General features: G+C 64.0%; 20 protein-coding genes. 7 read left to right on the top strand and 13 right to left on the bottom strand.

Going from position 1 to position 17,642, the window contains the following annotated elements; translation table 11 throughout:
- Positions 1–14: 14 nt before the first annotated feature.
- Genes MAB_RS03280 through MAB_RS03255 form a run of 6 tightly spaced genes read right to left on the bottom strand, consistent with a single transcriptional unit; the run spans position 15 to position 6,027 of the window.
- Complete coding sequence (locus MAB_RS03280; RefSeq protein WP_005089076.1) at positions 15–1,178, bottom strand: lipid-transfer protein; 1,164 nt, start codon at positions 1,176–1,178, stop codon at positions 15–17.
- On the bottom strand, positions 1,175–1,579 hold the full coding sequence (locus MAB_RS03275) for a MaoC family dehydratase (RefSeq protein WP_005097738.1): 405 nt from the start codon (positions 1,577–1,579) through the stop codon (positions 1,175–1,177). The genes MAB_RS03280 and MAB_RS03275 overlap by 4 nt, the downstream gene beginning before the upstream one ends.
- Positions 1,564–2,508, bottom strand: coding sequence for a bifunctional MaoC family dehydratase N-terminal/OB-fold nucleic acid binding domain-containing protein (locus tag MAB_RS03270; RefSeq protein ID WP_005113170.1), 945 nt, complete (start codon positions 2,506–2,508; stop codon positions 1,564–1,566). The genes MAB_RS03275 and MAB_RS03270 overlap by 16 nt, the downstream gene beginning before the upstream one ends.
- Positions 2,509–2,510: 2 nt before the next feature.
- Positions 2,511–3,674, bottom strand: coding sequence for an acyl-CoA dehydrogenase FadE29 (gene fadE29 / locus MAB_RS03265; RefSeq protein WP_005064823.1), 1,164 nt, complete (start codon positions 3,672–3,674; stop codon positions 2,511–2,513).
- Positions 3,675–3,683: 9 nt separating this feature from the next.
- Complete coding sequence (locus tag MAB_RS03260; RefSeq protein ID WP_005085495.1) at positions 3,684–4,745, bottom strand: acyl-CoA dehydrogenase family protein; 1,062 nt, start codon at positions 4,743–4,745, stop codon at positions 3,684–3,686.
- Positions 4,746–4,767: 22 nt separating this feature from the next.
- A complete protein-coding gene (locus tag MAB_RS03255) occupies positions 4,768–6,027 on the bottom strand; it encodes a cytochrome P450 (protein WP_005064821.1) in 1,260 nt (419 codons plus the stop codon).
- Positions 6,028–6,244: 217 nt separating this feature from the next.
- On the opposite strand from MAB_RS03255, the gene MAB_RS03250 reads away from it, so the two are divergent.
- Positions 6,245–7,405: a steroid 3-ketoacyl-CoA thiolase gene (locus MAB_RS03250; protein WP_005085491.1), complete on the top strand. Its 1,161-nt coding sequence runs from the start codon at positions 6,245–6,247 to the stop codon at positions 7,403–7,405.
- A 47-nt stretch (positions 7,406–7,452) separates the two neighbouring features.
- Here MAB_RS03250 and MAB_RS03245 read toward each other — a convergent pair whose 3' ends face one another.
- Positions 7,453–8,706: a cytochrome P450 gene (locus MAB_RS03245; protein ID WP_005113169.1), complete on the bottom strand. Its 1,254-nt coding sequence runs from the start codon at positions 8,704–8,706 to the stop codon at positions 7,453–7,455.
- 115 nt (positions 8,707–8,821) lie between these two features.
- On the bottom strand, positions 8,822–9,208 hold the full coding sequence (locus MAB_RS03240; RefSeq protein ID WP_005113168.1) for a DUF8021 domain-containing protein: 387 nt from the start codon (positions 9,206–9,208) through the stop codon (positions 8,822–8,824).
- Positions 9,209–9,225: 17 nt separating this feature from the next.
- Between MAB_RS03240 and MAB_RS03235 the strand changes: the two genes are divergently transcribed.
- Positions 9,226–9,714, top strand: a complete 489-nt coding sequence (locus MAB_RS03235; protein WP_005065587.1) for a nitroreductase family deazaflavin-dependent oxidoreductase — start codon at positions 9,226–9,228, stop codon at positions 9,712–9,714.
- Positions 9,715–9,787: 73 nt separating this feature from the next.
- Here MAB_RS03235 and MAB_RS03230 read toward each other — a convergent pair whose 3' ends face one another.
- Complete coding sequence (locus MAB_RS03230) at positions 9,788–10,699, bottom strand: SDR family oxidoreductase (protein ID WP_005092227.1); 912 nt, start codon at positions 10,697–10,699, stop codon at positions 9,788–9,790.
- Between the two features lie 3 nt (positions 10,700–10,702).
- The gene (locus MAB_RS03225) at positions 10,703–11,485 is read right to left on the bottom strand and encodes an SDR family oxidoreductase (protein ID WP_005072792.1); all 783 of its coding nucleotides are present in this window, start codon (positions 11,483–11,485) and stop codon (positions 10,703–10,705) included.
- A 94-nt stretch (positions 11,486–11,579) separates the two neighbouring features.
- Here MAB_RS03225 and echA20 point away from each other — a divergent pair, with 94 nt between their 5' ends.
- The 5 genes from echA20 (at position 11,580) to MAB_RS03200 (ending at position 15,491) form a co-directional block, all read left to right on the top strand.
- Positions 11,580–12,338 (top strand): (7aS)-7a-methyl-1,5-dioxo-2,3,5,6,7,7a-hexahydro-1H-indene-carboxyl-CoA hydrolase, encoded by a 759-nt coding sequence (echA20, locus tag MAB_RS03220; RefSeq protein ID WP_005085480.1) that lies wholly within the window; start codon positions 11,580–11,582, stop codon positions 12,336–12,338.
- Positions 12,339–12,341: 3 nt separating this feature from the next.
- Positions 12,342–13,223, top strand: coding sequence for a cholesterol ring-cleaving hydrolase subunit IpdA (gene ipdA, locus MAB_RS03215; RefSeq protein WP_005089071.1), 882 nt, complete (start codon positions 12,342–12,344; stop codon positions 13,221–13,223).
- A complete protein-coding gene (locus MAB_RS03210; protein WP_005085471.1) occupies positions 13,220–13,969 on the top strand; it encodes a CoA-transferase subunit beta in 750 nt (249 codons plus the stop codon). The genes ipdA and MAB_RS03210 overlap by 4 nt, the downstream gene beginning before the upstream one ends.
- Positions 13,966–15,039: a (3aS,4S,5R,7aS)-5-hydroxy-7a-methyl-1-oxo-octahydro-1H-indene-4-carboxyl-CoA dehydrogenase gene (ipdC, locus tag MAB_RS03205; RefSeq protein ID WP_005113167.1), complete on the top strand. Its 1,074-nt coding sequence runs from the start codon at positions 13,966–13,968 to the stop codon at positions 15,037–15,039. The genes MAB_RS03210 and ipdC overlap by 4 nt, the downstream gene beginning before the upstream one ends.
- Positions 15,040–15,158: 119 nt before the next feature.
- Positions 15,159–15,491, top strand: coding sequence for a hypothetical protein (locus MAB_RS03200; RefSeq protein WP_005092222.1), 333 nt, complete (start codon positions 15,159–15,161; stop codon positions 15,489–15,491).
- Here MAB_RS03200 and MAB_RS03195 read toward each other — a convergent pair.
- The 3 genes from MAB_RS03195 to MAB_RS03185 are packed head-to-tail and all read right to left on the bottom strand — an operon-like array spanning position 15,488 to position 17,626.
- Positions 15,488–15,784 carry a hypothetical protein gene (locus MAB_RS03195; protein WP_005085467.1) on the bottom strand — a complete coding sequence of 99 codons (297 nt, stop codon included), beginning with the start codon at positions 15,782–15,784 and terminating at the stop codon, positions 15,488–15,490. The genes MAB_RS03200 and MAB_RS03195 overlap by 4 nt on opposite strands.
- Before the next feature lie 25 nt (positions 15,785–15,809).
- A complete protein-coding gene (gene fadA6 / locus MAB_RS03190; protein WP_005085465.1) occupies positions 15,810–16,958 on the bottom strand; it encodes a steroid 3-ketoacyl-CoA thiolase FadA6 in 1,149 nt (382 codons plus the stop codon).
- 11 nt (positions 16,959–16,969) lie between these two features.
- A complete protein-coding gene (locus tag MAB_RS03185; RefSeq protein ID WP_005064806.1) occupies positions 16,970–17,626 on the bottom strand; it encodes a TetR/AcrR family transcriptional regulator in 657 nt (218 codons plus the stop codon).
- Between the last annotated feature and the right edge of the window lie 16 nt (positions 17,627–17,642).

The following is a 17,642-nucleotide window of genomic DNA, read 5'->3' as shown; positions in this document are numbered from 1 at the left end:
GATAGACGCGCGCGTTATCCCAGGATCAGACCGGAGGTCGGCACACCGGTGCCGGCGGTGACGAGGACGTGCTCGACGTTCGGCACTTGGTTGACCGACGTGCCACGCAGCTGGCGCACACCTTCGGCAATACCGTTCATGCCGTGGATGTAGGCCTCACCGAGCTGACCACCGTGGGTGTTGATGGGCAGCTTGCCGCCCAGCTCTATCGCGCCGTTGGCGATGAAATCCTTGGCCTCACCCTTACCGCAGAAACCGAGCTCTTCGAGTTGCAACAGCGTGTACGGCGTGAAGTGGTCATACAGGATGGCAGTCTGAATATCGTTGGGGGTCAACCCAGATTGGTCCCACAGCTGCCGACCGACCAGACCCATCTCGGGTAGTCCGAGCTCGTCGCGGTAGTACGAGTACATGGTGAACTGGTCCTCGCCGGACCCCTGCGCGGCGGCCTCAATGATCACCGGCCGGTTCTTGAGATCCTTGGCCCGCTCCGGCGTGGTCACCACAATCGCCACCCCGCCGTCGCTCTCCTGGCAGCAGTCCAGCAGTCGCACCGGGTCGGCGATCATCCGCGAATTCTGGTGATCCTCAATGGTGATCGGCTTGCCGTAGAAGAACGCCTTGGGGTTGGTGGCCGCATGCTTACGGTCGGCCACCGATACCGCACCGAAATCCGCACTCGTGGCACCATATTCGTGCATGTATCGCCGAGCGATCATCGCGACGGACGCTGCCGGCGTGCTCAGCCCGTGAGGATACGACCAGCTGTACTCGACGCCGCGAGAGTCTGCGGTCGAGCTCAGACCGGTCATCACCTGACCGAACCGGAATTCCGAGCGCTCGTTGAAAGCACGGTACGCGACAACAACTTCGGCGACCCCCGCCGCGACCGCCAGGGCGGCCTGCTGCACGGTCGCGGCCGCGGCACCGCCGCCATAGCCGATCTGGCTGAAGAACTTCAGCTCTCCGATGCCCGTCGCCCGTGCCACAGCGGTCTCGAGGTTGGAGTCCATCGTGAAAGTCACCAAGCCATCGACGTCCGACGGAGACAGCCCCGCGTCATCGAGGGCGTCGAGCACCGCCTCGGCTGCCAGCCGGAGCTCGGATCGACCCGACTTCTTCGAAAAGTCGGTAGCCCCGATACCGGCTATCGCGCTCCGGCCAGATAGCCCGGTCACTGTTCGGCTCCGATCGTCAGCTTCACTTTGGCGGTCACATGTGCGCCAAGGCTGTTGTTGCCCACCACATCCACTTCCACCACACCGTCTTCGACAGCGGCCACCTCACCGGTGAACACCGTGGTGTCGTAGGCATACCACGGCACCCCCAAGCGCAGTGAAATCGATTTCACGCGAGCGGCGGGGCCCGCCCAGTCGGTCACGAACCTCTCCACCAGGCCCGTATCGGACAGGATGTTGATGAAGATGTCCTTGGATCCCTTGGCCTGCGCCAGGTCCCGGTCGTGATGGACGTCCTGAAAATCGCGCGTCGCCAACGCTGTCGACACGATGAACGTGGGCGTGCCTTCGAGTTTCAGCTCGGGCAGCTTCTCTCCAACAGTGGTCACGCCGCCTCCCATGCGTACAGCGTCCATGCAGGGTCCTCGCCCTCGGCCGGAAAGTCCAGATATGTCGCCCGCACCGGCAATCCGATCTGGACATCGTCGGGCGACACCCCTCGAAGCTCGCCCAGCATCCGCACACCCTCGTCAAGTTCCACCAGCGCGATTACGAAAGGCAGTGTGCGACCCGGTACCTGGGGCGCGTGATGCACCACGTAGCTGTACACGGTGCCCCGGCCGCTGGCCACCTGATACTCGATCGGAGCCTCTTTGTCCTGCCAGACCGCGGGCACCGGCGGATGCTGCAACGAACCGTCCGGGCGCTTCTGCAGCCGCAGCTCGTGAGCCGCCACACCCTCCCAGAAGTAGGCGCTGTCCCGCGACCAGGACGGCCGCATGAGTTTCGACGGGTCCAGATCTTGGGGAACGTCCGCCGCCTTCTTGGCACCTGGCCGGAACTTCATGATGCGCCAGTTCATCTCGTTGACGAGCTCGTCGCCCACATGCCACTCGGCGTGGATATTGATGAACCAGCTCTCGCCCAGCGCCGTCTGCTTGGGCCCGAAGACCTCGGTCACCTCATTGGTGGTAGTGACCTGCTCACCCAACTCCAGATAACGGTGATAGATCTGCTCGTAGTTCGTGGCGACCACCGACTCGTAGCCCGCGGAATCGAGAAGTGCCATCACCCGTCCCAGCGGGTCATCGCCCGAGCGCTCTCCGTACAGCCCGGCCATGGTCCACACTTGCGCCATGGCGGGAGGCGCGACGATTCCGGGATGACCAGCTGCTTTCGCGGCCTCCTCGTCGACATAGATCGGGTTGCGGTCGCCCATCGCCTCGACCCAGTTGTTGATCATCGCCTGGTTCACCGGATCCCGTGCCAGGCGGGGCGCGCTCGGGCCGTCGGCCTTGATCTTGGCGAAACCCTCCTGGATGTCCACCACGCTCATCGCGGAACCCTCGGCGTGCCCAATCCTGCCGTCGACACCATCTCGCGCATCACCTCGTTCACGCCGCCACCGAAGGTGATCACCAGGTGGCGTTTGGTCTGTGCATCAAGCCATTCGAGAGTCTCCGCGGTATTCGCGTCAGCGGGATCGCCATAGCGCCCGACCACACCCTCGCTCAGTCGTCCGAGTTTCTGAATCCATTCAGTGGCAAGGATCTTCGTCGCAGCGGCATCGGCCATGCTGATGTCGTCGCCCGATGACGCGACCTGCCAGTTGAGCAACTCGTTGAGCCGCCACACGGCCTTCATCTCGCCCAGCACCCGGCGCACATCCTCATGCGACAACGGCGCCACACCGTCCGGCCCCGGCTTGGACGCCCACTCGTACACGCGGTCGTACATGCCCGCGATCCGCCCGGACGGGCCGAGCGAGACCCGCTCATGGTTCAGCTGGGTCGTGATGAGCTTCCAGCCCGCGTTTTCCTCGCCCACCAGCATTTCCACCGGAACCCGCACATCGGTGTAATAGGTGGCATTGGTGTGGTGCGCGCCGTCATTGGTGATGATCGGGGTCCACGAATAGCCCGGATCCTTGGTGTCGACGATGAGAATCGAGATGCCCTTGTGTTTAGGGGCGCTCGGGTCGGTGCGGCAGGCCAGCCAGATGTACTGCGCCTGATGCGCACCGGTGGTGAAGATCTTCTGCCCATTGACGACGTAGTGATCGCCGTCGCGCACCGCCGTGGTGCGCAAGGATGCGAGGTCGGTTCCGGCCTCCGGTTCGGTGTACCCGATGGCGAAATGGATTTCACCGGCGAGGATTCCCGGCAGAAACTTCTTTTTCTGCTCCTCGGTACCGTACTTCTGCAGGGTCGGACCAACGGTCTGCAGTGTCACCAGTGGCATCGGCACATCGGCACGCATGACCTCGTTCATGAAGATCTGCTGTTCCAGCGGGCCGAATCCGTGACCACCGTATTCCTTGGGCCAACCGACTCCCAACCAGCCGTCCTGTCCCATGCGGCGCACCACGGCCTCATAGGACGAACCATGCCGGTCGATCATCATCTCGCGGGTCTCTTCGGCGGTCACCAGATTCGAGAAGTAGTGCCGCAGATCATTTTGTAGCTTCGCCTGTTCCGGCGTGAGGTCAATTAGCATCGCTGGCTCCTAACCCTGCGCCGCGGCAAGGACGTCTAGGCGCTCGGAGGACCCGCCGACCAGACGGCTCAGATCCTTGATCGTCGAGTAGTAACGATTCATCGGGTATGTGATGTCCACACCGAGACCACCATGCAAGTGGTGGCAGATCTGCATCACCCGCTGCGCCTCGGCCGCCATCCAGAAGGACACAATGTCCAGATCCTCGGTGGCGTCCAACCCCTCACATAGGCGCCAAACAGCAGATGTGACACCGAGATTCAAGGTCCTCGAGACCACATAGACATCCGCCAGCTGCTGTGACACGGCTTGGAAGGTGGCCAGTGGCTTACCGAACTGCACCCGATTCGACACGTGGTCGGCCGTCAGACGCAATGCACCGGACACCAACCCGTCGGCGTAGGAGCCGATGGCCGCGAGCGCAAGCTCGTTCAGCCTCTGCACCGACCCGCTCAACTGATCCGCGGCGGGCACCGACACATCAGAGAAGGTCACCGCGTACTCTGCGGCCTTGCTTGCCGTCGGTGTCCGGGTGATCGTCACGCCCGGGGTGTTGGGTGCCACCACAACGACGCCATTGTCGGTGGTGACAAGTATCCAATGTGCCTCGGCGGCATGAAGAACGCCAATCTTGCGTCCGTTCAACACCAGCGAGGACCCGTCCCGCACCGCGGAAACCGCAGGTGCCGACGGCACCGCGCGGCCCGGCTCATCGAGGGCCGCCGTGAGAATCGCACCGTCGCCGACACCGGCAAGGTAGCGATCCTGCTGCTCGCCGGAGGCCAGCTCCACCAGCGGAACCACGCCAAATCCGAGCGTGGCCAGCGCCGGAGTGAGGGCGCCGTGCTTGCCAAGCACCCGGAGCGCTACCGACACCTCAGCCAGGCCCAGACCATCACCGCCCAGCCGTTCAGGCAGAGCCAGACTCAGGACGCCATTGGCGGCTAGGGCCCGCCAGGCGGCTTCGTCGTATCCGATCTCGGGTACCACACCGACGAACTCGCGATCGGCAAGCACTGCTTCGACCACATCGGAGACGGCCTGCTGCTCCTCCGCGAAAGCGAAATCCATTATGCTCGTTTCCCTTTGAAAACTACTGCAGAACCGGGCAGCCACTGGCGCCGGTGAAATCGACCTGCCAGTGCTTGATGCCGTTGAGCCAACCGGACTGCAACCGCTTCGGGTCACCCGCCGGTGCCAAGTTCGGCATGTGGTCGGCGATGGCGTTGAACATCAGGTTGATGGTCAACCGAGCCAGGTTTGCACCGATGCAGTAGTGCGCACCACTGCCGCCAAAGCCCATGTGCGGGTTCGGGTTACGCATGATGTTGAAGCTAAAGGGATCTTCGAACACATCCTCGTCGAAATTCGCCGAGCGATACATCATGACGACGCGCTGACCCTTCTTGATCTTCACGCCGTCGAGTTCGGTGTCCTCCAGCGCGGTCCGCTGGAACGACGTCACGGGCGTGGCCCAGCGCACGATCTCGTCGGCCGCCGTCTCTGGGCGCTCCTTCTTGTACAGCTCCCACTGCTCCGGGAACTGGGTGAAGGCCATCATGCCCTGGGTGATCGAGTTGCGGGAGGTCTCGTTGCCTGCCACCGCGAGCATGATCACGAAGAAGCCGAACTCGTCGTCGGAGAGCTTGCCCTCCCCTTCCACCTCGGCGTTGATCAGCGTCGTCACGATGTCCTCGCCCGGGTTCTCGGCCTTCTGCTTGGCCATCTCCATCGAATAGGCCAGGATCTCCATCGAGGAGGCCGCCGGGTCGATATCGGCGTATTCCGGATCGTCGTACGAGGTCATTTCGTTGGACCAGTTAAAGAGCTTGCCGCGGTCCTCGATCGGCACACCAAGCAGACCAGCAATGGCTTGCAGCGGCAACTCACACGACACCTGCTCGACGAAGTCGCCGGTGCCACTCGCCGCGGCAGCCTTGGCGATCTCCTGCGCACGCTCGTTGAGCTCGTCGCGCAGACGACCAATGGCACGCGGGGTGAAGCCGCGGGAAATGATCTTGCGCAGCCGCGTGTGGTGCGGGGCGTCCATGTTGAGCATGACGTATCGCTGCAGCTCGATGGCCTCGCGGGTGATGTCGTCCTGAAAACGCGGGATAGCGGTGTTTTCCCAGCTAGAGAAGACATCGCTGCGCAGCGACACCTCCTTGACGTCCTTGTGTTTGGTGACGACCCAGTAGCCGCCATCGTTGAAGCCGCCGACTCCGTCGGGCTGTTCCTGCCACCAAATGGGAGCCGTCTTCCGAAGCTCCTTGAGCTCCTCGACGGGAAGCCGTTCTGCGTAGATTTCCGGGTCGGTGAAGTCGAAACCGGCGGGAAGGCTGGGGTGCACCACGTTGAACTCCTATGGCCTTTCGGGGCGTCTTTCAGGGACGATCTGGTTAGAGCGTCTAGTGAGGGCCGAGTGAGCTACGACACTCTCTAGCCCCATTGAATCACACGATCAGCGCAGACAAAACGTGGTGCACGGGGGGAGAACGCGTTCTCGTTGCTTCCGGACTGGAACGTGTTCTACCGTGAAGCCAACGTTCAGAGTGCAAAGGAGCAGCTCCATGGGTAATCCGGTCATCGTCGAAGCGACGCGCAGCGCCATCGGCAAACGCGGTGGATGGCTCGCGGGGCTGCATCCCGCCGAGCTGCTGGGCAGCATCCAAAGGTCGGTGATCGCACGCGCCGGCCTGGATCCGAATGAGGTCGAGCAGGTCATCGGCGGCTGCGTGACCCAATTCGGCGAGCAGGGCGGGCACATCACACGACAGGCATGGCTGCATGCCGGGCTGCCCGAAGCCACCGGCGCCACCACCATCGACTGCCAGTGCGGTAGCGCGCAGCAGGCCAACCATCTCATCGCCGGCCTGATCTACTCCGGCGCGATCGATACCGGCATCGCCTGCGGTATCGAGTCCATGAGCCGAGTGCCCCTTGGCGCCAACGTCGGCGGTACCGGCATTCCGCGGCCCGACTCCTGGGATATCGACATGCCCAATCAGTTCGAGGCCGCCGAGCGCATCGCCAAGCGCCGCGGCATCACCCGCGCCGACGTCGACGGGCTGGGGGTGCGTTCGCAGGCGCTCGCCGCCCAGGCCTGGGCCGAGGGGCGATTCGACCGAGAGATCACACCGCTCGATGCCCCGCAGGTGGACAAGGAAGGCAACCCCACCGGCGAGACCAAGACCGTCAACCGCGACCAGGGTCTGCGCGAGACCACTCTGGAATCACTGGGCAACCTGAAACCCGTTATCGCCGAAGGTATTCACACCGCAGGTACGTCCTCGCAGATTTCCGACGGCGCCGCGGCGGTGCTGCTGATGGACAGCGACAAGGCCAAGGCCCTCGGATTGCGGCCGCGGGCCCGCATCGTGTCTCAGGCCCTGGTGGGCGCTGAGCCCTACTACCACCTGGATGGCCCGGTGCAGTCGACACAGCGTGTACTGGACCGCGCCGGCATGAAGATCGGTGATATCGACGTCGTCGAGATCAACGAGGCCTTCGCTTCTGTGGTGCTGTCATGGGCTGCCGTGCACAAGCCCGACTTCGATCGCGTGAACGTCAACGGCGGTGCCATCGCCCTGGGCCACCCGGTGGGCAGCACCGGCAGCCGCCTGATCACCACGGCGCTGCACGAACTCGAGCGCACCGACAAGTCAACGGCTTTGATCACCATGTGCGCTGGTGGCGCGCTGTCCACCGGAACCATCATCGAGCGCGTCTAGCACCTCTGACGAAAGGGCCCCGGCGTCATGGCGCCGGGGCCCTTTCGTCAGCTTGCCCGTCCGTAGCCTGCCGGGCAGAAGTCCACTTCCCAATGTTTGACGCCGTTGAGCCAGCCGGACCGCAACCTATCCGGTTCCCCTGCCGACGCGAGGTCCGGCATGTGATCGGCGATGGCGTTGAACATGAGGTTGATGGTCATGCGCGCCAGGTTCGCGCCCACACAATGGTGCTCGCCATTTCCGCCAAAACCCACGTGCGGGTTGGGATCCCGCATGATGTCGAAGGTAAACGGATTCTCGAAGACCTCTTCGTCGAAGTTGGCGCTGCGGTACATCATCACCACGCGCTGCCCCTTCTTGATCCGCACTCCGCCGAGTTCGGTGTCCTCCAATGCCGTCCGCTGAAACGAGGTCACCGGCGTGGCCCAGCGCACGATCTCGTCGGCGGCAGTCTCGGGCCGCGTCTTCTTGTACAGCTCCCATTGCTCCGGGAACTGAGTGAAAGCGTGCATCCCATGAGTGATCGAGTTGCGGGTTGTCTCATTGCCGGCAACCGCCAAAAGCATGACAAAGAAACCGAACTCATCGTCGGACAACTTCTGCCCATCGATATCGGCATTTACCAGGTCGGTGCAGATGTCGGCACCCGGCTCGGCGGTCTTGCGGGCCGCCACCCCCATGGCATACATCAGCAGCTCGGCACTCGCGACCGCGCTATCGTCCTCACCGTCAGAGGATCCGACGAGCCTGTTGGACCAGTCAAAGAGCTGCTCGCGCTCGTCCAGCGGCGTGCCCATCAAACCCGCGATGGCCTGCAACGGAAGCTCGCAGGCCACCTGTTCTACAAAGTCACCGTGCCGCAGCTGCGCCGCCGCCCTGGCGATACCCTGTGCGCGCGCATTGAGGTCGTCGCGTAGCCGACTGATCGCTCGCGGCGTGAATCCGCGACTGATGATGTGCCGCAACCTGCTGTGCCGGGGCGGATCCATATTGAGCATGATCAACCGCGTGGCATCGATCCGTTCGCGCGGCGTGGTGGGCAGATAGCGCGGTATGGCGGTGTTCTGCTCGCTGGAAAAGACCTCGCAGCGCAGCGAAACCTCTTTGACATCTTTATGTTTGGATACCACCCAGAAGCCGTCATCATCGAATCCGGCAACGCCGCGTTCGGTGTGATTCCACCAAATCGGCTCGGTATGCCGCAGCTCGGCGAGCTCACGCTCGGGGATGCCGTGCACGAAAAGCTCGGGATCGGTGAAGTCGATACCGTCCGGCAGATGGGGGTGTTGGGCCTGTACCACGCTGTACCTCCCGGCCTGTGATGTATTTCACTACTGGCTCTAGTCGCAGTGAAGCACAGAAATCGACCCCAGGACAAGGGTGCGCGGCAGAAAAACCGCAGATCTAGAACGTGTTCTAGGCGCGTGCCAGCTTCGGGACGAAGATCGCCCGGATGTGATGGATTCGGGGATCGTCGGCCGGAATTCTGAACTTCTCGTCCACTTTGGCGACAACGCGCCAGCCGGCGACCTTGGCCTTGGTCTCGATGACGAAACTCGCCACGACGTCGTCGCCCTCAACCCGGAACTGCCGATTGGACGCGGCGGCGATAAGGCGGAACTGCGGACCGTTGTTTAGGCTGCGCCGCAAGTGATCTCCGGAGAATCCAGTCTTGACGCCCTGTTCGATCCGCACACATTCCGGGGTGAACGGCACCGCGTCCGCCTGGTGTGTGACGAGGGCTTCGATGTAGGCATTCGCAGCGGCGATACGTGCTTCGTCTGAGGCTCCGGGTGTTGACACACTCGTAGCATAGGGCCATGACCGCACCGGGATCATCCGCGAACGCACCCGCCCAACTGAATTCCGAGTTCGCCGGCAAGGTCATCAAGTGGATGACCACGGTCAATGTTTGGCTGTATCAGCGTACCGACGGCCGTCTCGGTGGAAAGTGGCGTGTCGGCGCGGCTTTCCCGTGGGGCATACCGGTATTGCTGCTCACCACGACCGGCCGCAAGACCGGGCAGCAGCGTCTCAGCGCGCTGCTCTACCTACCCGACGGCGACAAGGTGGTTTTGGTCGCGTCGCAGGGCGGGCGCGCCTCCAACCCGGCGTGGTATCTCAACCTGAAGGCGAATTCTGAAGTCACCGTTCAGATCAAGGGCGATATCCGCACCATGACGGCGCGCACCGCGACCGACGCAGAACGTGCCTACTACTGGCCCAAGCTGGTCGAGCTGTACGCGGACTTCGACAAATACCAGTCGTACACGACCCGCCAGATCCCGGTCGTCATCCTGGAGCCCTAGCCCCATCGACACGCCGCGTCTTGCGCGGATCACTCGCGAAATGCGTCGTAACACGGCGTGTCGGCGGAAAGGGTTAGCCTTGCGAGCCGTAGACCGGAACCGGCGTGCGGGCCTTGTCCAGCAGGTCGGTGACCACGGGGCCCAATTCGCTTGGGTCCCAGCGTGCTCCCTTGTCCACCTGGGGGCCATGCGCCCAGCCCTCGGCAACGCGAATGATGCCGGCCTCGACCTCGAACACCTTGCCGGTGACCTCACGCGACTCCGGGCTACCCAGCCATACCACCAGCGGCGAGACGTTCTCGGGAGCCATCGCGTCGAACGCGCCATCCTCCGGCTTAGCCATGGTCTCGGCGAAAACAGCCTCGGTCATTCGCGTGCGCGCGGCCGGCGCGATGGCGTTCACGGTGATGCCGTAGCGACCCATCTCGGCGGCGGCCTGCAGCGTCAGGGTGGCGATACCAGCCTTGGCGGCGGCGTAATTCCCTTGTCCGACACTGCCCTGCAGACCGGCGGCGGAGCTGGTGTTGATAATGCGGGCGTCCACCGCGTTACCGGCCTTGAACTCGTCGCGCCAGTATGCGGCGGCGTGCCGCAACGGAGCGAAGTGACCCTTGAGATGCACACGGATCACTGCGTCCCACTCCTCCTCACTCATATTGGCAAGCATCCGGTCGCGCAGGAATCCGGCATTGTTGACCAGGACATCCAGGCGGCCAAAGGAATTGACGGCGGTGTCGATGAGGTTCTTGGCCCCGCTCCAGTCGGCGACATCGTCCCCATTGGTGACGGCCTCGCCACCGGCGGCCGTGATCTCCTCGACGACCTCCTGGGCGGGACTGATGCCCGCCGACCCATCCAGGCCGACACCGATGTCGTTGACGACGACCCGCGCCCCTTCTGCGGCGAACGCCAGTGCGTGCGCCCGGCCGATGCCACGGCCCGCGCCCGTGATGATGACGACCCGACCGTCGAGTAAACCTGGCATGTTCTATTCCTTTTCGCCGTTCTCATTGCTGTTGACATTGGCCGCGTCGAGGAACGCCGGACGCTCCCCTCCGCCGTGAACCGTGAGGACCGAACCGGTCACATACGAAGACAGTGGTGATGCTAGGAATGCCGCGGTCCAACCGATCTCGTCCGGGTTGGCCAGGCGCCCGAGCGGTACGGTAGCGCCCACCGCAGCAATCCCGTCTTCGTCGCCGTAGTGCATCTCCGAGAGCTCGGTACGGATCATCCCCGCGGCGAGGGCATTCACCCGTACCTTGGGTGCCCATTCGACGGCCAGACTCCGGGTCAGGCTCTCCAGCCCGGCCTTGGCAGCGCCGTAGGCGGCGGTACCCGGCGACGGACGGCCCGCGCTGACGCTGGTGATGTTGACGATCGTGCCGCCGCCGTCCTGCTTCTGCATCACCGCGTTGGCACGCTGAGAGACCAGCAGGGCAGAGAGCAGGTTCAACTCGATGATCTTGCGATGGAAATTGTGACTCGCATCGGCAGCGAGCGCGAAGGGTGCGCCCCCCGCGTTGTTCACCACGGCGTCCAGGCGACCATGCGCGGCGACGATGGCGCCGATGAGCGTGTCCACCGACTCTTCGTCGCGCACATCGCAGGAGTGGAACTCGTAAGGAGCGTCACCGGGCCGGCGCGCGCAAGTCACCACCGTCGCACCCTGGTCGGCGAAAACCTGGCTGATTCCGGCACCGACCCCGCGGACGCCGCCGGTAACGAGGACGACGCGACCCTCAAGGCCGAGGTCATAGGGGGTTCGCACGTGACTCCTTGCCCTGTTCCTGCTGTTTGTCCTGCGCTTTCGAGCCATGGTAGCGTACCAAGCAAGTGCTTGTTTCGGTACCTTGAGGAGTCTCATGGGCATCACCACCGCGACGGTTGAACCGGGCATCGTCACCGTCACCGTCGACTATCCGAAGGTCAACGCCATCCCGTCGCGCGGATGGTTTGAGCTGGCCGACGCCATCCTGGCCGCGGGCAACGACCCGTCCACGCACGTGGTGATCCTGCGGGCCGAGGGCCGCGGGTTCAACGCCGGTGCCGACATCAAGGAGATGCAGGCGACCGACGGCTTCACCGCACTGATCGACACCAATCGGGGCTGCTTCGAGGCCTTCAGTGCGGTGTATCGCTGCAAGGTGCCCGTCATCGCCGCCGTCAACGGCTTCTGCCTCGGCGGCGGAATTGGCTTGGTGGGCAACGCCGATGTGATCGTCGCCGCCGATGACGCCGTGTTCAGCGTGCCGGAAGTCGATCGTGGCGCGCTGGGCACTGCCACCCATCTGCAACGCCTTGTCCCCCAGCATGTGATGCGCCGAATGTTCTACACGGCAGCCAAGATCGACGCAAAGACGTTGCATCACTACGGGTCCATCCACGAGGTCGTGCCACGCGCGGAACTCGACGAGGCAGCACTACGCGTTGCGCGTGATATCGCCGCCAAGGACACCCGGGTGATCCGGGCCGCCAAGGAGGCCATCAACTTCATCGATCCGCAGGACGTCGAGTCGAGTTACCGCATGGAGCAGGGCTTCACATTCGAACTCAACCTTGCCGGAGTCGCCGACGAACACCGTGATGCGTTCGTCGAGACCGGAAAGCCGAAGGGGAACTAACTCATGGGAGACAAGCGCACCACCCTGGACGAGGTTGTCGCCGAGCTGCGCAGTGGGATGACCATCGGCCTGGGCGGCTGGGGTTCCCGCCGCAAGCCCATGGCCTTCGTGCGCGCGATTCTGCGTTCGGACATCACGGATTTGACGGTCGTCACCTATGGCGGACCGGATCTGGGTCTGCTGTGTTCGGCGGGCAAGGTCAAAAAGGCCTACTACGGCTTCGTGTCGCTGGATTCGCCGCCCTTCTACGATCCCTGGTTCGCCAAGGCCCGCACCACCGGTGCCATCGAGTCCCGCGAGATGGACGAGGGCATGGTCAAGTGCGGCCTGGAAGCCGCCGCCGCCCGACTGCCGTTCCTGCCCATTCGCGCCGGACTCGGTTCGGACGTCATGAATTTCTGGGGTGACGAACTCAAGACCGTCACCTCGCCGTACGCGGACTCATCGGGTCAGGCGGAAACCCTGGTGGCCATGCCCGCCCTGAACCTGGACGCCGCCTTCGTGCACCTGAACCTGGGCGACGCCACCGGCAATGCCGCGTACACGGGCGTCGACCCGTACTTCGACGACTTGTACTGCTTGGCCGCCGAGCGCCGCTATCTGTCGGTGGAAAGGGTCGTCTCCACCGAGGAACTGGTCAAAGCCGTCCCACTGCAATCACTTCTGCTGAACCGAATGATGGTCGACAAGGTCGTTGAGGCGCCCGGTGGCGCACACTTCACCATCGGCGCAGCCGACTACGGCCGTGACGAGAAGTTTCAGCGGCATTACGCCGAGGCTGCCGGTGACCCGGAGACCTGGCAGAAGTTCGTCGACACGTACCTATCCGGTTCCGAAGAGGACTACCAGGCAGCCGTCAAGCGTTTCAAGGAGGCTCAGGCATGAGTGAGGCAACCCGCGCTGAGGTATGCGCCGTGGCGTGTGCCGAGTTGTTCAGGGACGCAGGCGAAATCATGGCCTCCGCGATGTCGACGATGTCTTCGGTCGGTGCCCGGCTGGCGCGCCTGACCTTCTCCCCCGACCTCGTGCTCTCGGACGGCGAGGCCTTGCTCATGGCGGATACCCCGGCTATCGGCGCAGCCTCGCCGATCGAGGGCTGGATGCCGTTCCGCAAGGTATTCGACGTGGTGGCCTCCGGCCGTCGCCATGTCGTCATGGGCGCCAACCAGATTGATCGCTACGGCAATCAGAACCTCTCGGCGTTCGGCCCCTTGCAGCACCCCACCCGGCAGATGTTCGGGGTACGCGGCGCCCCGGGCAACACGATCAACCACGCCACCTCATACTGGGTGGGCAACCACACGGCGCGCGTGTTCGGGAACTCGGTCGACGTGGTCTCCGGTGTCGGCTACGACAAGGTCGATCCGGCGAACCCGGCCTACAAGTACTTGGGCGTGTTCCGCGTCGTTTCGAACCTGGGCGTCTTCGACTTCAACGGCCCGGAGCACCAGATGCGCGCCCTGACCCTGCACCCCGGTGTCACGGCCGATGACGTCGCGTCCAACACCAGCTTCGAGGTACACGGGTTGGCCGATGCCGGCGAGACCCGGCTACCCACCGCGGAAGAGCTGCGGCTCATCCGGGAAGTAATCGATCCGAAGTCATTCCGGGACAAGGAAGTAAAGCAGTGACGCAGGTGCTCAAGACAGCACTGACCCAGCTGGTCGGTATCGAGCATCCCGTCGTGCAGACGGGTATGGGCTGGGTCGCCGGACCACGCCTGGTGGCCGCCACCTCCAACGCGGGCGGGCTGGGCATCCTGGCCTCGGCGACGATGACACTGGACGAGCTCATCGCGGCCGTCGCCAAGACCAAATCACTGACCGACAAGCCCTTTGGGGTGAACATCCGGGCCGATGCCGGTGACGCCACCGAGCGCATCGATTTGCTCATCCGCGAGAAGGTCAAGGTCGCCTCATTCGCGTTGGCACCCAAACAGGACCTGATCGCCAAGCTCAAAGACAATGGCGTGGTGGTGGTTCCGTCCATCGGAGCGGCCAAGCACGCCAAGAAGGTCGCCGCCTGGGGCGCCGACGCGGTGATCGTGCAGGGCGGCGAGGGCGGGGGCCACACCGGCCCGGTCGCCACCACCTTGCTACTGCCCTCGGTACTCGATGCCGTCAAGGACACCGGAATGCCCGTCGTCGCCGCCGGCGGCTTCTTCGACGGACGCGGCCTGGCAGCCGCGTTGTCGTACGGGGCCGCAGGTGTCGCCATGGGCACCCGCTTCCTGCTGACGTCCGACAGCAGCGTCCCGGACGGCGTCAAACAGCGCTACCTGGCCTCCGATCTCGCCGGCACCGTGGTTTCCACCCGTGTCGACGGCATGCCGCACCGGGTGCTGCGCACCGAGCTCGTCGAAAAGCTCGAAAGTGGTTCGCGGGTACGTGGTTTCACCGCTGCGGTGCGCAACGCCGCCAAGTTCAAGAAGATGACGGGCATGTCATGGGCATCCATGGTCAAGGATGGCCTGGCGATGCGGCACGGCAAGGAGCTCACCTGGTCACAGGTGCTCATGGCCGCGAACACGCCGATGCTGTTGAAGGCAGGACTCGTCGAGGGCAACACGAATGCCGGTGTGCTGGCCTCAGGTCAGGTTGCGGGCATCCTCGATGACCTGCCGAGCTGCCACGAGCTGATCGATGCGATCGTCACGGACGCCGTCGCGCATCTCAAGGCCGCCAACGCGACCATCCTCTGACGGCGAATGTCGGGTTTCGGCGCGGATCACTCGGACTATTGCCCCGGAAGTCGACGCTCGGCAGAAAGGCTGAAGTAAAACTCCAGGTGATTCACAGACTCCGGGAGAATCCTGGACGTGTGATTCACCGAATGTTCACTGTGCCGACCGTCGCCTGTTGTTGTGCCGCCGCCATCGCTCTTTCCCCCATCGCCGCGGCCGATCCCGACCAGCCCTCCGGCCCCAACCATGGTCTTCACACGCCCGCGCAGGGCGCCATGGAGCTACCCACCGACCGTGGCCGGCACCATGTGTTGCGCCAAGATCAGAACGTCGGCGGGGCAGATCCCGGGGTTCCGTACGGAACCGACCCCTACGTACCCGATCATGCGAACGATATCGGCGGCGCCGATCCGGACACCCCGCTCGGTACCGATCCCGATGTGCCCTACGGAACCTGGGCCCAGAACTAGTCCCCCGGAGCAGGCGCGGGAACCTCGGGCGCCGGGGTGTCGTAGATATCGATACTGTCCCGCTGGTTCCAGCCACCCCAGCGCTGATCGCCCCAGCCGCCTGGATACTGCGAGAGCTGCGGCGGCAGGTCACCCATCGATTGCGGCAGCATATTGAGCACGCCGCTGGGCACCCCAGGGATCGCCGGGACGTAACAAATCTCCGGCGGGCACGGTTCGGCGTGCGCCGGGGCGACGCCTGCGACGACACCTAACGCCGCCACGGCCGTGCCGATCAGAATTCCTGCGCGCATGCCTCTCAGGCTACGCCCGCCTCGATCACAGGCGTTCGATGATGGTGACGTTGGCCGTGCCACCGCCTTCGCACATCGTCTGCAGGCCATAGCGGCCGCCGGTGCGCTCCAACTCGTTGAGCATGGTGGCGAACAGCTTGGCCCCGGTGGCACCCAGCGGGTGCCCCAAAGCCATCGCCCCGCCGTTCGGGTTGACCTTCTTCAGGTCGACGTCGAGCTCCTTGGCCCAGGCCAGCACGACGGGCGCAAATGCCTCGTTGATCTCCACGACGTCGATGTCATCCATGGTCAGACCGGTCTTCTCCAGCGCGTACCGGGTGGCAGGGATCGGTCCGGTCAGCATGAACACCGGGTCGTCGCCCCGGGCACTGATGTGGTGGACCCGCGCCCTCGGCGTAAGCCCGTGCGCCTTGACGGCCCGCTCCGAGGCGACCAGCGTGGCGCTGCCGCCATCGGAAATCTGCGAAGCCAACGCCGCGGTGAGACGGCCGCCCTCGACCAGGGGATTCAGGCTGGCCAGCTTCTCCAGGGTGGATTCGCGCGGCCCCTCGTCGACGCGGAAGTCGCCGACCGGGATGATCTCGTTGTCGAAGTGCCCGTTACGGATTGCGGCGAAGGCCTTCTCATGACTGGAGAGCGCGAAACGCTCCATCTCCTCACGGCTGATGTCCCACTTCTCGGCGATCATTTCCGCACCGCGGAACTGGGAGATCTCCTGATCGCCGTAGCGGTGCAGCCAGCCCTCGGACTCGGCCGTGGGCGAGGTGAATCCATATTCCTTGCCAACGAGCATGGCGGCCGAGATCGGAATCTGGCTCATGTTCTGAAAACCACCCGCCACGATCAGGTCCGCGGTGCCGGACATAACAGCTTGGGCGGCAAAGGAAATGGCCTGCTGACTCGAGCCACACTGCCGATCGACGGTGGCACCCGGCACCTCTTCCGGGTATCCGCCCGCGAGCCAGGCCAGACGTCCGGCATTTCCGGCCTGCCCGCCGATGGCATCAAGCACACCCATGTACACGTCGTCGATGGCGTCGGGATCCACGTCCACGCGGTCGAACAACCCCTTGAAGGTGGCCGCACCCAGATCCAGCGGGTGCACCTTGGACAGCGCGCCGTTGCGCTTACCGACAGCGGTACGCACAGCGTCAATGATGTACGCCTCAGACATGGTGAATCTCCTTATTTTTCAGGGCTATTCGAGAATGACCCGACGGTGATCCCGCCGAGAACGATCGAAAGATACTGTTCGGCGACTTCCTGCGCCGTACGTGAGCCACCGGGACGGAACCACCGCACCGACACCCAGGTGGCGTCGCGGATGAATCGGTACACCACCGCCACATCCAGGTCGGGGCGGAAGTAACCCTGCGCAATGCCGTCACGCAGCACTTCCAGCCATAGCTGGCGCTGCTCGGTGTTGAGCTCGTTGAGGTAGGCGAACCGTTCTTGCGAGAGCAGTCGGGGCGCCTCCGCCTGATAGATGGCGACCTGCGCGTGCTTGGTCTCGATAGCGTCGAAGGACGCCAGGAACAGGCCCTTGAGGGTGTCGACAGGATTCAGATTCGCGGCGGCAATTTCGCGATAACGCGCGAACAAACCCTCGAGAAAGTCACGCAGCAGCTCGTCGACGATCGCTTCCTTGGAGTCGAAATGGTGATAGAGGCTGCCCGACAGAATGCCGGCGGCGTCGGCGATATCCCGCACGGTGGTCGCCCGCAGACCGCGCTCGGCGAACATCTCGGCGGCAAGGCTCAACAGCTCATCGCGCCGAGACGGCTGCGGTGAGCCGCCCGCGCGCAGTGCGTCCGACTCTCGCACCTCTGACACCTTGTCCACCTCCTCACTGTATCAA

It is taken from the genome of Mycobacteroides abscessus ATCC 19977 (genome assembly GCF_000069185.1).
GTDB classification, from domain to species: Bacteria; Actinomycetota; Actinomycetes; order Mycobacteriales; family Mycobacteriaceae; genus Mycobacterium; species Mycobacterium abscessus.
This window is presented reverse-complemented; position numbering and strand designations above follow the sequence as displayed.

Coding starts and splice junctions, on each gene's coding strand:
- MAB_RS03275 (WP_005097738.1), bottom strand. CDS start 1,579: ATGGGAGGCGGCGTGACCACTGTTGGAGAGAAGCTGCCCGAGCTGAAA.
- fadE29 (WP_005064823.1), bottom strand. CDS start 3,674: ATGCTAATTGACCTCACGCCGGAACAGGCGAAGCTACAAAATGATCTG.
- MAB_RS03260 (WP_005085495.1), bottom strand. CDS start 4,745: ATGGATTTCGCTTTCGCGGAGGAGCAGCAGGCCGTCTCCGATGTGGTC.
- MAB_RS03250 (WP_005085491.1), top strand. CDS start 6,245: ATGGGTAATCCGGTCATCGTCGAAGCGACGCGCAGCGCCATCGGCAAA.
- MAB_RS03235 (WP_005065587.1), top strand. CDS start 9,226: ATGACCGCACCGGGATCATCCGCGAACGCACCCGCCCAACTGAATTCC.
- MAB_RS03230 (WP_005092227.1), bottom strand. CDS start 10,699: ATGCCAGGTTTACTCGACGGTCGGGTCGTCATCATCACGGGCGCGGGC.
- echA20 (WP_005085480.1), top strand. CDS start 11,580: ATGGGCATCACCACCGCGACGGTTGAACCGGGCATCGTCACCGTCACC.
- ipdA (WP_005089071.1), top strand. CDS start 12,342: ATGGGAGACAAGCGCACCACCCTGGACGAGGTTGTCGCCGAGCTGCGC.
- MAB_RS03210 (WP_005085471.1), top strand. CDS start 13,220: ATGAGTGAGGCAACCCGCGCTGAGGTATGCGCCGTGGCGTGTGCCGAG.
- MAB_RS03195 (WP_005085467.1), bottom strand. CDS start 15,784: ATGCGCGCAGGAATTCTGATCGGCACGGCCGTGGCGGCGTTAGGTGTC.
- fadA6 (WP_005085465.1), bottom strand. CDS start 16,958: ATGTCTGAGGCGTACATCATTGACGCTGTGCGTACCGCTGTCGGTAAG.